Consider the following 11,945-nt stretch of genomic DNA (forward strand, 5'->3'; position numbering starts at 1 on the left):
CGGGTAAAGTATTCACGTTTTCTTCACTATTTAGCGGGCGCCAAGGCACTAATGGCTTGTGAAACAGTGCCTGGCGCCCTGCTTATGACCAACGACTACCTTATAGCGCAGAAAGTCCGGGAAATTGCTGCCTCCGCCGACCTTTACCCAGGCGTCGTTATCGTGCACAATTGTGTTTTGAACCGGGTCGAGTACATGTCAGCGCGCGGGCTAGCCCTGCTGCAAGTTACCCAAGGCGAGCTGCACGCGATGGGGCCGGCCTACCTGGAGTATTTTTTCAATCCGCAGGAAGCCCACGAGTACGTGCCCAAGCTATTTCAGCTACTGGAGCTGAATGACTTAGCTCATACCGTGTCGTTTTTTCAGCAGGTGCGCACCGGGCCGGGGCGCTCTTTTGAGTGGTACTTGAGTGCCTCGCGCCTCATCGGGCGCACGGTGGAGGGGCAGCCGCTGCTGCTGCTCACCCTGGCGCAGGCCATCGACCCGGCCAGCCACATCAGCCACAAGGTGCAGCGGCTGCTCGACGAAAACACGTTTTTGCGGGCCCACTACGGGCGCTTTGCCACCCTCACGGCCCGCGAGCGCGAGGTGCTGCGCGGCGTGGTGCTAGGCGAATCGGCGCCCGAGATTGCCGAGCGCCTGTTCATCTCGCCCCAAACGGCCGAAACCCACCGCCGCAACCTGCGCCGCAAGCTCCAGGCCGAGTCGGCGTTTGAGCTAGGGCAATACGCCCGCGCCTTCGACCTTATCTGATTTAGTTGCCGGCCAGCCGCTCAGCTTTGCTCATAGCCTGACCCAGCGGCCCGGGCGGCGCCCGGCACTATTGCTTTTTTCGGCGCACTGGCAAAATACCTGATTCTGGGTATTTCACCGGCGGTGGCTGGCTGGCACCTTTACCAACACCAACCTATTACTCTCCTTCCGCACTGCTAGGGGCTTTCTGAGCTATGAAGACGCTCGTTGCCGGGCGGGCAGGCAGCCGGGGCAAGCGCCCGGGCTGCCTGCTTACTTGCCGGCGCCGGACGGGCGGCCGCCGGCGGCAAGAGCACCCGACTTATGGCCGGGGCCGGCTATTTTTGTCGCTTGCCCTTTTCGATTGCCTAGTGTCTCAGCTGCTCCACGATATCCCCGTTTGCCCCGACTGCCGCTTTTACCGCGGCGACCTGCCCTGCCGCCCCAACAAAGAGCACGGCTATATGTGCGGCGACTGCCCAGTGTATGAGCCCGTTACCAAGCGCATTCTGCTCATCAAGCTCGGGGCCATTGGCGATGTTATTCGCACCACGCCGCTGCTGCGCCGGCTGCGCCAGGAGTACCCGGGCTGCTACATCACGTGGCTCACGCTCACGCCGGCCATTCTGCCGCAGGGCCAGATTGAGGAGATTCTGAAATTTGACTACGCCAGCGCCTTGCAGCTGCAAGCCCGGCAGTTCGACATCGCCATTAACCTCGACAAGGAGAAAGAAGCCTGTGCGCTGCTGCTCAACGTGCAGGCCCCTAGCAAGCTGGGCTACACCCTGCGGCCCTACGACGGCGTGCCCTGGCCCATCAACGAGCTGGCCGACCACAAGTACCTCACCGGCGTGTTCGACCAGCTGAGCTTGGGCAATACCAAGCCCTACGTGCAGGAGATTTTTGAGCTTTGCGGCTTCGACTTTCGGGGTGAAGAATACGTGTTCGACACCCACGACGACAAGGGCTACAACTGGTCGGCCCTGCCCGCCCCCAGCGCCGGCCCGCGTATTGGTCTCAACACTGGCTGCGGCGACCGCTGGACCACCCGCCTCTGGAGCACCGAAAAGTGGATAGCCCTGATACAGCAGCTGCAAGCCGCCGGCTACGCGCCCGTGCTGCTGGGCGGCGAGGCCGAGCACCCGCGCAACCTGGAGCTGCAGGCTGCCACCGGCGCCACCTACCTGGGCACCTTCCCCCTGCCCCAGTTCATCAACCTGATGAACCAGATGCAGGGCATCGTGACGCAGGTGACGATGGGCATGCACATTAGCATTGCGCTGCGCAAGCCTACCATCCTGATGAACAACATCTTTAACCCCCACGAATTTGACCTCTACGGCCGGGGCCAGCTTGTGGGGCCCGACAAGCAGTGCGTATGCTTTTACCGGGGCACCTGCCGCCTGGGCACCAGCTGCATGGAAGACCTGCCGGCCGAAAAGGTATTTGCGGCCGTGGCCGAGAGCGTACCGCTAGGGGGCGGCACGCTCTTGTAGTGCTCGCGGCGGCTCATGGAAACCTTTACTTATTAAAAAGGGGAGGGACGGAGATTGCGCAAACGTTTGTGCAATCTCCGTCCCTCCTCTCTTTGCCAAGGCGCTTATTTCAGCTCCAGCACCACCACCGACTTGGGCGGCAGGGCCACGGCCAGCTTATCGCCGCGCTTTTTGGCCCCGCTAAAGGCAGCTAGCTTAAGGGTATTAGGCTTGTCGAAGGTGTTGTAATCGCTTACACTGGCCGAGGTCAGGATGCGGCCGCTCACAGTTTTCCAGCTCACGCCGGGCAAGGCAGTTTCAATAGTCAGGGCTTGCTTGGGGTCGAGGTTGACGAGCGAGATGTGTACCGCGCCATTCTTGTCGCGCGAGGCGGAGGCATTCAACGCCGGGATTTTCTCGCCCCCAAACGTATAGTCGGGGCTAGCAAACTGCACGGGCAGGTACTCGGCATCCTGGTGCACCTGGTAGAGGTCAAATACGTGGTAGGTCGGCGTGAGCAGCATCTTCTCCTTATCCGTCAACACCAAGGCTTGCAGCACGTTAATAGCCTGGGCCAGGTTGGCGCCCTTCACCCGGTCGCAGTGATTATTGAAGATGTTGAGCGTGGTGCCGGCCACCAGGGCATCGCGCAGCGTGTTTTGCTGATACAGGAAGCCGGGGTTGGTGCCGGGCTCCACGTCGGTCCACACGCCCCACTCATCCACGAGCAGCGCCACCTTTTTGTCCTTGTCATACTTGTCCATAATGGCCGCGTGCTTGGCCACTATCGCGTCCATTTTCAGGCAGTTGCGCACCGTGCTGAAGTATTGGTCCTCGCCAAAGCCTGTAGCTTTGCCTTTGCTGCCGCTCCAGCTGCCGGTGGGCAGCGTGTACTGGTGCAGCGTGAGGCCCCACATTTTGTCGGGGCCGATGTTTTTCATGCACGTCTCGGTCCAGTTGGCGTCGTCGCCATTGGCGCCGCTCACGATGCGCTTGAGCTGGGTGCCGGGGTAGTCGTGGGCGAAGGTGGCGTAGCGCTTGTACACGTTGGTGTAGTAGTCGGCCGTCATGTTGCCGCCGCAGCCCCAGCTTTCGTTGCCGATGCCCCACCAGCTCACTTTGTACGGCTCGGGGTGGCCATTCTTTTTGCGCTCCTGCACCATCGGCGTGTCCTCGTTCGAGTTGAGGTACTCCATCCAGTTGCTCATTTCCTGCACCGTGCCGCTGCCCACGTTGGCCGCCAGGTAGGGCTCGGTGCCCAGCAGGCCGCACAGTTCCAGAAACTCGTGCGTGCCGAAGCTATTGTCTTCCAGCGTATTGCCCCACCATAGGTTCAGCATTTTGGGGCGCTGGGCGGCGGGGCCCACGCCATCGTGCCAGTGGTAGGTATCGGCAAAGCAGCCGCCGGGCCAGCGTAGGTTGGGCACGTGGATTTTCTTGAGCGCCTCCACAATGTCGAGCCGGATGCGCCCTTGCTTGGCCACGGGCAGGCTAGGGTCTACCCAAAAGCCACCGTAGATGCAGCGCCCCAGGTGCTCGGCAAACTGCCCCTGAATATGCTTGCTAATGAGCAGCTTAGGATTGCCAGGCTGCACGGTGAGCTGCACCGTTTGGCCGAGGCCTAGCAGTGGGGCCGCCACGGCCAGCGCCGTAGCTAAGGAGCGAAAAACAGTCATTGGGTGGGGAGGTAAAGGTGGCACTTGGCCAACATTATCGATTGTGTTGAGCCGGCAAGTTCGCGCCTGGGGCCGAAAGAATCCGCTAGCCCATTCTTTTTTTACGCCGGGCGCCCCGCTGTTTTGGCCCAACGGTAGCGCGGCCAGGGGCCCTAGCGCGGCGGCGCATACCCTAGCCAAGCCGGCTGGTCGTGCTAGTATTGCAGTTGTATTTCCAACCTGGGCCTGGCGGCACGGGTCTGGGGCAGCCATCTTTCCCACCCTTTTCCCTGGCATGTTTCGCTTCTTTCGCCCTACCTGGCTGCTTGGCAGCCTGCTGCTGGCCGCGGCCTGTATTCCTACCGCCCGGGCGCAAGTAGCGCCAGCCGATGCCGCTTATTTCAAGCCCAAGCGCATTAAGGGCCAGCTGCTTAAAGCTGCCCAATGGCAGCTGGCCCACCCGCGCCACGGCGCCACCGACTGGACCAACGCGGCGTTTTACTCGGGCGTGTTTGCGGCGTATCAAGCCACGCACTCCCGGCTTTTGCTCGATTCGCTGCTCGCCCTGGGCGAGCGCACGCACTGGCAGCCCGGCCGCCGCTTCGACCACGCCGATGACCTGGCCATCTGCCAGACCTACCTTAACCTGTACCGGCTCAAAAAAGACCGCCGCATGCTGGAGCCCACCCTGGCGGCGGCCGAAAAGCTGCGCACCACGCCCGGCCCCGAGCTAGCCGGCCACGGCCTCACGTGGTGGTGGTGCGATGCCCTGTTTATGGGCCCGCCGGTGCTGGTGAAGCTGGCCGTAATTGCCCGGCAGCCGCAGTACCTGGCGCTGAGCGACACGCTGTATCAGCAAACCTACCGGCACCTGTTCAACCACCAGGAGCACCTCTTTGCGCGCGATGCCTCTTACCTCTGGAATGCCCAGGGTGAGGGCAAAAAGGAAAGCAATGGCCAGCGCGTATTCTGGAGCCGCGGCAATGGCTGGGTGATGGGCGGCCTCGCGCAGGTGCTGCAAGAGCTGCCCACCACGCACCCTAGCCGGCCGTTCTACGTCAGCTTATTTCAGGAAATGAGCGCCCGGCTCGTGCAGTTGCAGCAGCCCGATGGCCTGTGGCGCTCCAGCCTGCTCGACCCCGGCGCCTACCCCGGCGGCGAGGCCTCAGGCTCGGGCTTCGACTGCTACGCCCTGGCCTGGGGAATCAACCAGGGGTTGCTGCCGCGCGATACGTACTTGCCAGCAGTCCAGAAAGCCTGGGTGGCGCTCAACCACTGCGTATCGGCCGACGGCCGCGTGGGCTGGGTACAACCCATTGGCGCCGACCCGCGCCACGATTTCTCGGCCGATAGCTGGGAAGTATACGGCACCGGTGCCTACCTGCTAGCCGGTTCCGAAGTACTGAAGCTCAAGCGGTAAGTCTTTCGCACGCCGCTGCCGGGTGGGGCTAGCCCGCCGATTGTCCGGGCCGGGCTTTTACCTTGCCGGCCCATTCTTCTCTTTTTGCTTATTACATGTCCGCCTTATTTGATTTAACGGGTCAGCTCGCCCTCGTCACGGGCTCCAACCGGGGCATTGGCCAGGGCATGGCCCTGGGCCTGGCCGAAGCCGGAGCCGACGTAATCGGCGTATCGGCCACCATGCCGGCCGATGGCGGCGACACCGGCCGCCAGGTGCGGGCGCTAGGCCGCCAGTTTCACGCCTATCAAGCCGATTTCAGCGACCGCACCAGCGCCGACGCCTTTACTAAAAAAGTGCTGGCCGACTTCCCGCGCATTGATATTTTGGTTAACAACGCGGGCACCATTCGCCGGGCCCCGGCCGCCGAGCACGCCGACCAGGACTGGGACGACGTGCTGGCCATTAACCTCGACGCTCCCTTCCGGCTGGCCCGCGCCGTGGGCGGGCAAATGCTAACCCGCGGCCGCGGCAAAATTATCTTTACGGCCTCGCTGCTTACGTTTCAAGGCGGCATCAACGTGCCGGGCTACGCGGCCAGCAAGGGCGCCATCGGCTCATTGGTGAAAGCCCTGGCCAACGAATGGGCCGGCCGGGGCGTCAATGTCAACGGCATTGCGCCCGGCTATATCGCCACCGACAATACCGAGGCCCTGCGCCAGGATGCCGACCGCTCGGCCAGCATCCTGGGCCGCATCCCGGCCGGCCGCTGGGGCGAGCCCGCCGATTTTAAAGGCCCCGTGGTGTTTCTGGCCTCGCCGGCCGGTGCCTACGTACACGGCACCATCCTCACCGTCGATGGCGGCTGGATGGGCCGCTAGCCTCCCCGCTGACCATCCTGCTGAACGTAGTGAAGCAGCTTGCTCACACCGCTCGGAGACTACCCTAGCGATTCAAGCAAGCTGCTTCACTGCGTTCAGCATGACCAGCGTTTTAGTAACTTAGCAAGCAGGTGCGTACTCACGGCCTTTTCACCCGGCTAGCCCTGCCACCTCTTTGAGTGCGGCCACCATCACCTGCCACGAAAACTTCTTGGCTTCCTGCCGCACGCCAGCGGCCAGGGCTTCTTCGCGGTCGTGGATGTAAAAATCGACCAGCGCCTCGGCAATGGCGGCCGGCGTGGGCGGCACTACGTAGCCCACTACGCCGGCTGGTATTAGCTCGGCCAGCCCACCCACGTCGGTTACGAGCATGGGCCGCCCGAAGTGGTAAGCCACCTGCGACACGCCGCTCTGGGTGGCATTTTTGTAGGGCTGAACCACCAGGTCGGCGGCGCTGAAATACGCGGCCACGCGCTCATTCGGAATAAAATCAGTAGCGCGTACCAGCCGGCTCTCCAGGTCGTATTTTTTGATAAGTACCTCGTAGGGCGCGGCGTCTTCGTAAAACTCGCCCGCAATGAGCAGCTTCACCGGCAGGGCCGCTACACGGGTGTTGGCTAGGGCTTCAAGCAAGATATCCAGCCCTTTATATGCCCGAATAAAGCCAAAAAAGAGCACGTACCGGTACGCTGGGTCCAGGCCCAGGGTCGCCAGGGCCTCGGCTTTGGGCAGGGCGGGGCCAAAGTTGTCGTAGAGCGGGTGCGGGCGGTAAAGCGCCGGCTGGCGGCCGAAGCCCAGGCGCTGCAAATCGGCCAGCACGGCGCGGCTCATGGTAACGAAGCCATCGCAGGCACTCAGGAAATAGCGCGTAAGCGGGCCATCGCCGGGCCGTTTCTCGTGCGGAATCACGTTGTCGGTGATGGCCACCACGCGGGTGTGGCCGTTGCCGCGCACCAGCCGCGCCACCGTGCCCAGCGCCGCCCCCATAAACGGCAGCCAGAACCGAAAGACTACCAAATCGGGCCGTTCGCGCCGCAGCCGCCGCCCCACCGCCAGCCACGACAATGGGTTTACCGAATTCAAACTGACCTCAATCGCCAGGTCGGCCGGGCCAGCTTCCGTACTAAATTGGGTTTGACCAGGAAACAAGAAATCAGGGTATTGCAGCGAAAACGTAACGAGCCGCACCTCGTCGCCAGCCGCTTGAAAAGCCCGCGCCAGCCGCTCGTTGTAGGTAGCTAGCCCGCCGCGCAGCGGGTACGCCGGGCCGATGATAACAATTTTCATCGCAGGGTTTCGCGCACGAGGTAGTCGTTGCGGCGCGGCCCGTTCAGCTGCACCATCTCGGCCAGAAAGCCGGCCAGAAACAGCTGCACCCCAATAATGACGGCTACCAGCGACAGGAAAAACAGTGGCTGTTGCGTTACGCCGCGCGCCTTCAGGTTGTGTAGCGAAAGCCACCATTTTTCGCCCGTTAGCCACACCGTCAGTACCATGCCGATGAGGAACGACAAGCTGCCGAGCGTGCCAAAAAAGTGCATCGGCCGCCGCCGAAACCGGCTCACAAACGTGATGCTGGCCAGGTCGAGAAAGCCGTAGATAAAGCGCTCCAGCCCAAACTTAGTGACGCCATACTTACGCTCCTGGTGCTGCACCACCTTCTCGCCAATCTTGCGGAAGCCGCTCCACTTGGCAATTACCGGAATGTAGCGGTGCATTTCGCCGTAGACCTCAATGGCTTTCACCACGCGCTGGTCGTAGGCCTTGAGGCCGCAGTTGAAATCGTGCAGCTGAATGCCCGAGATGGCCCGCGTAGCCCCGTTGAAGAGCTTGGTCGGAATTGTTTTCGACAGCGGGTCGTAACGCTTTTGTTTCCAACCACTTACCAGGTCGTAGTGGTCTTCCGTTATCATGCGGTATAGCTCCGGCAGCTCCTCGGGCGAGTCTTGCAGGTCGGCGTCCATGGTGCACACTACCCGGCCGCGGGCGGCCTCAAAGCCCACATTGAGGGCCGCCGACTTACCATAGTTGCGGTTGAAGCGAATGCCGCGCAGCGCCATATCCTGGCCCGCTAGCGCTTCAATCACCGTCCAGGAGTCGTCGGTCGAGCCGTCGTCAATCAGAATAACCTCGTAGGAGAGGCCCCGCGCCGTGAGCACACGCTGAATCCAGCGCGCAAGCTCGGGCAGCGACTCGGCCTCATTCAGCAGGGGAATTACGATGGAAAGTTCCACCGGGAAACTAGCAGCTGGCTTATTCAAACTCGGGCTTGGGATTTTTAACGAAGGCGGCCACCAACAAACTGATAAGCAAGCCAAGTAAGAGGGTCATTAGCAGGGTGAACCCAAACATGAAAGGACCAGTAGTAAACTTGGTCGTCCAAACCATCGCTTGGTCTATTTGCGCGTCTGACATTCCTTTTGCTTCCATGTCAACGCGCGTTTTATCCAGTATTCGCGTTATTACGCTAGGGTCTACTACTGTGGTATACAAGTAGATAAAGCATCCGCTCAGCAGTCCTACAACAGCCGAAACCATTACCCCCACGCCCAGTCCCTGGCCGTACCCCATAAAGCCCCCGTTCTGGTCCTTGAAGTTTCGCATTGCCAGGGCAATACCCCCTACCAGCACCGCCATTGTGAGGAAGCGGACAGCGCTGTTCTGCTCTAGCTCCAAAGCGTAAATACCAAACGAGATGATGATGCTCACTAAGCCAGTGAGCAAGCCGTAGCGCCCACCCACAGCGGTAGTGGACACGGAAGGAGTAGTCGTTTGCATAGGACAGCAGGAAAAGGTGAACGCTTACTTGCGCAAAAATATACCACTCGGCAACGCCAGCAATAAGCCGAGCAGTACCGTCCAGGTAAAAGTACCCCTAGCCATATCGGTTGCCGAAAGGGCGGCGGCCTGGTCCAACTCCTGCTGCTCAAATTGCGGGTTGCGCTTTTCCTTGGGGCGCAGGTTTTGCTGCACCCGCGTTATCTCTATCAGCTCGCGGCGGTTCTGCGCCAGCGTAGGCTCGCCTACCGCGTGCGCCAGGCCCCACACGCTCAGCGCCGCCAGCAGGGCCGCTAGCAGTACGGTGAGGCCGCCCACGGCCAGCGTGCGTCCCACGCCTGGTCGCACCGGAGCCATCTTACGGCGCAAGAGCCACTGGCTACCCGCCGCAATAAAGGGCACCGTCAGCAAGCCCATTATCTGCTTGGGGCTGAAGGGGTTATTACCCGACCATAGCAAGAAAAGCAGCCACGCCGCGCACAGTAGCCCGGCGCCCGCCCCGAAGCGCAGGGCTAGCTGCCCCACAAGTCCCGGGGTAGCGGGGGCAATTTCTTCCTGGTTCCTTAAATCTTGTGGTTGCATAAACTACGAATCGACCGGCAAGATACGGCTCGTCGCATGGGCTATCGGGTGCGCACGCTAGGCCGGCACCACGCCAGCCAGCGCCCGCGGCCGTCCAAAACGCAGCAGTAGGGCTTCGGCCAGCAAGCACGCCAGCACCACTAGCAGGCAGTAGCGCCACAGCGGCTGGCTGCTTTGCCCGGCCCGGTAGCGCGCAAGCGCCTCTGGCTGCGCGCCGCCTTCCAGCACGTGCACGTTTGGATGAGTTGGGCCCAGGAGCTGTCGTAGCTCCGCCGCCGAATACGCGGCTAGCTCCGACTCACGCTTGCTGGGGTTAAACGCAAGAGTAGTCAGCACTTTACCTTGGCTCACTACTTTATAGAAGCCCGGCGTGGTCATGGCCGTTGGCACATCAAGCTGCAGCTGGCTACCATGCTGCCGCTGCGTCGGGATATAAACAAGACTGTCCTGCACCAGGCGATAGCTCGCCTCATCACCTGCCGTGCGGCCAGCCAGCGTTGGTACCGTGAGCGCCACTGCTGGGGTGTTCAGCCGGTATGCTGGCTGCTGGTCGGTATGGTAGCTAAGCATCGCCAGCCGGTACAGCACTGGCACGAATAAAGAATGGGCCGTAAAATCAGAATACTCCTTGGCAAACGGCGCCGCAAATACATAGGTATGGCCCGCTCCACTCCCAAATTCGGTCAGAAAGCCGTCGCCATCCCGCAGCCGCAAAATAGTGGTGCCCTGCCCTAGCTGCAACACTGGCGCTACCTGAGGCATTATTACCCGCCGCGGCTGCGCCCCAAACACGTCTTTAAAGAATGGGTCGCGAGCGCTGGGCATCGCTACCTCCTGCCGCGTTGGCAGGCCTACTGCTGGCGCGTTCCACTGTTCGCCGCGCACACCCAGCGCCTGAAACAGTTTGTGATACGAGTCATGAGCCAGGGGGCTGGCCGGCGGCACCACTACTACGCTGCCCCCGCGCCGCAACACCCCTGCCAGTGCCTCACGCAGGCCCGCATCTACCGGCGCTACCTCGCGCACTATCACCAAGTTAGCTTGCCGCAATTTACTGTAATTGAGGGTTTGCGGCTTAGCAAACTCATACATAAACAGCGGCTCCCGTCCATACGCCTGCTGCGTCGCTGGCTCCTCGCCGATTTCCAGCACCCGGATAACGGCTGCTGGCTGCAGCGTAAAATAAAAAGCGTTGTCAAATACCACGGGGGCATCGCCCGTAATTACCCGGCCTAGCGTCAGTTTTTCATCCGCCAACTGTAGCTGAGTAGTTACTTCGCTCAGCTGGCCAGGAGCTATCGTGACGCGCAACGTTGCGACCTGCTGCTTGCCTAGCAGCACCTTCACCGGGCAGTCGGCTACCGCCTCGCTCCCCCCGTTCCGCAGCCTGATATGCAGTCCCAAGGTCGCGTGCGCGCGCACAAACGCATCGTTGAGCCACACGCTATCCACGTACACATTACCCACTGGCTTGGCTACCTGGGGCACTAACACAACCTGGCCGGTGCGGCGCAGGTGCTGCCAAAAGTCAGCGCCTGCTTCGTTTTTTTGAAAATCACTAAACAGGTAGGTAACTCCTGGCTGCACTTTTTGCAAATCATCGCGCACGCTTGCCGCCCCCCAGCTCGTTTGGCGGCCGCCCTGTTGCCCGCTGAGCGCCGCTTCATAGGCCGCTTGGGTCAGGCTGCCACTGCTCTGCCCTAGCAGCTTAAAACGTGTTCCGGCATCATAGCTCTTACCTAAAGCAGCTGCACCATCTACAGCCTCTTGCACTAGCCGGGGCTGAAGCTGACCTGCTGCCTGCATACTCCCCGAATTATCCACCAAGATGTGAACATCACCGGAAGCCTCTTTTGCTACTGAATTAGCAACCGGAAAAAATGGCTGGCAAAAAAGCAGCACCAAAAACCCGATAGCAAGCACCCGCGCCAACAACACTAACAATTCCTGCAGCTGCCGCTGCCGAATCGTAGTTAGCTCTACCTCGCGGATAAACCCAATGTTCGTAAAGAAAACTCGCTGTGGACGGCGTAATTGCAATAAGTGAATGGCAATCGGAATCCCAATCGCCAATAATCCCCACAGAAACCCCGGATACGCTAGCTGCATTATCGTGTAAACTCACTTAACTATCAATGTTAAGTAAGAACTACAAAACTACCTTCTTTATTCACTAGCTGTACTAAATTGTTACCATACGCTAAATACTATGCGCAGCATACGGCCGCCTAGGTTGACTCAGTACGTGCTACTGCGCGCACGCTCGCCTTATGGACACGGCCGCTGGCCAGAGCCGGCCGCCGCCGGAGGCGGGCTACGGCCGGGGGGGGTGCGGATAAACAGCAAGAGCCCCGGGGGGTCGCTGATGAAAGCGACCCCCCGGGGCCCGGCATATAAAGTTGGCGGCGACCGACTCTCCCACCGGTGAAGGCAGTACCATAGG

At 61.0% G+C, this 11,945-nt stretch carries 10 protein-coding genes and 1 pseudogene; 4 read left to right on the forward strand and 7 right to left on the reverse strand.

Features of this window, described 5'->3' with window-relative positions:
* The first annotated feature begins 84 nt into the window (after positions 1 to 84).
* Together Q5H89_RS03635 and Q5H89_RS03640 are read left to right on the forward strand one after the other, a co-directional pair.
* On the forward strand, positions 85 to 753 hold the full coding sequence (locus Q5H89_RS03635; protein ID WP_305017932.1) for a LuxR C-terminal-related transcriptional regulator: 669 nt from the start codon (positions 85 to 87) through the stop codon (positions 751 to 753).
* Positions 754 to 1,103: 350 nt separating this feature from the next.
* Entirely contained in the window at positions 1,104 to 2,228 is a 1,125-nt protein-coding gene (locus tag Q5H89_RS03640) for a glycosyltransferase family 9 protein (protein WP_305017933.1), read from the forward strand.
* Positions 2,229 to 2,332: 104 nt separating this feature from the next.
* Here the strand turns inward: Q5H89_RS03640 and Q5H89_RS03645 are convergent, their stop codons facing one another.
* Complete coding sequence (locus Q5H89_RS03645) at positions 2,333 to 3,883, reverse strand: alpha-N-arabinofuranosidase (RefSeq protein WP_305017934.1); 1,551 nt, start codon at positions 3,881 to 3,883, stop codon at positions 2,333 to 2,335.
* 274 nt (positions 3,884 to 4,157) lie between these two features.
* On the opposite strand from Q5H89_RS03645, the gene Q5H89_RS03650 reads away from it, so the two are divergent.
* Complete coding sequence (locus tag Q5H89_RS03650) at positions 4,158 to 5,282, forward strand: glycoside hydrolase family 88/105 protein (protein WP_305017935.1); 1,125 nt, start codon at positions 4,158 to 4,160, stop codon at positions 5,280 to 5,282.
* 95 nt (positions 5,283 to 5,377) lie between these two features.
* Positions 5,378 to 6,142 carry an SDR family NAD(P)-dependent oxidoreductase gene (locus tag Q5H89_RS03655; RefSeq protein WP_305017936.1) on the forward strand — a complete coding sequence of 255 codons (765 nt, stop codon included), beginning with the start codon at positions 5,378 to 5,380 and terminating at the stop codon, positions 6,140 to 6,142.
* A 150-nt stretch (positions 6,143 to 6,292) separates the two neighbouring features.
* On the opposite strand, the gene Q5H89_RS03660 is transcribed toward Q5H89_RS03655, so the two are convergent.
* From Q5H89_RS03660 to Q5H89_RS23225, 6 genes and pseudogenes are all read right to left on the reverse strand, one after another.
* Complete coding sequence (locus Q5H89_RS03660; RefSeq protein ID WP_305017937.1) at positions 6,293 to 7,429, reverse strand: glycosyltransferase; 1,137 nt, start codon at positions 7,427 to 7,429, stop codon at positions 6,293 to 6,295.
* On the reverse strand, positions 7,426 to 8,376 hold the full coding sequence (locus Q5H89_RS03665) for a glycosyltransferase family 2 protein (RefSeq protein WP_305017938.1): 951 nt from the start codon (positions 8,374 to 8,376) through the stop codon (positions 7,426 to 7,428). Before Q5H89_RS03665 ends, Q5H89_RS03660 begins: the two co-directional genes overlap by 4 nt.
* Before the next feature lie 19 nt (positions 8,377 to 8,395).
* Complete coding sequence (locus tag Q5H89_RS03670) at positions 8,396 to 8,920, reverse strand: DUF4199 domain-containing protein (protein WP_305017939.1); 525 nt, start codon at positions 8,918 to 8,920, stop codon at positions 8,396 to 8,398.
* A gap of 24 nt (positions 8,921 to 8,944) precedes the next feature.
* Positions 8,945 to 9,502, reverse strand: a complete 558-nt coding sequence (locus tag Q5H89_RS03675; RefSeq protein WP_305017940.1) for a DUF4199 family protein — start codon at positions 9,500 to 9,502, stop codon at positions 8,945 to 8,947.
* Positions 9,503 to 9,559: 57 nt separating this feature from the next.
* Complete coding sequence (locus Q5H89_RS03680; RefSeq protein WP_305017941.1) at positions 9,560 to 11,089, reverse strand: hypothetical protein; 1,530 nt, start codon at positions 11,087 to 11,089, stop codon at positions 9,560 to 9,562.
* A gap of 297 nt (positions 11,090 to 11,386) precedes the next feature.
* Positions 11,387 to 11,611: pseudogene (locus Q5H89_RS23225) on the reverse strand (BatA domain-containing protein); the annotation flags it as partial.
* Between the last annotated feature and the right edge of the window lie 334 nt (positions 11,612 to 11,945).

The organism is Hymenobacter cheonanensis, from assembly GCF_030581075.1.
Taxonomy (GTDB): Bacteria; Bacteroidota; Bacteroidia; order Cytophagales; family Hymenobacteraceae; genus Hymenobacter.